The 291-nt window shown below is 49.5% G+C and carries 1 protein-coding gene; it reads left to right on the top strand.

Annotated features, from left to right (window positions below; all coding sequences use genetic code 11):
• The first annotated feature begins 10 nt into the window (after positions 1–10).
• A complete protein-coding gene (locus K6753_RS14500; RefSeq protein ID WP_343225693.1) occupies positions 11–136 on the top strand; it encodes a DnaJ domain-containing protein in 126 nt (41 codons plus the stop codon).
• Positions 137–291 lie beyond the last annotated feature (155 nt).

Genomic DNA, 291 nt, shown 5'->3' with positions numbered 1-291 from the left:
AAAGCAGGCGATAAAGTATCACCCAGATAAGAACCCTTCAGCGGATGCCGAAGAAAAATTCAAGGAGATCGCCAAAGCGTATCAGGTCCTCAGCGATCCCGTACGTCGTTGTGCTCGGCGTACCAGCCCATCCTGACACATGCAACCCCCAAGAATCTTCGAGCTGTATATGACAAGCATGGTATTCAAGAGGCTACAGGAGTTATGTCAGGACCCGAAGATCCAAGCGCCTTTTTCGCCGCAGTATTTGGAGGAGATAGATTCCACGATTATGTGGGTGCCACCATAAAT

The sequence above is a fragment of the Novilysobacter selenitireducens genome (assembly GCF_020026895.1).
GTDB lineage: Bacteria > Pseudomonadota > Gammaproteobacteria > Xanthomonadales > Xanthomonadaceae > Lysobacter_C > Lysobacter_C selenitireducens.
Note: the sequence above shows the minus strand (reverse complement) of the source record. Positions and strands in the feature narration are given on the sequence as shown.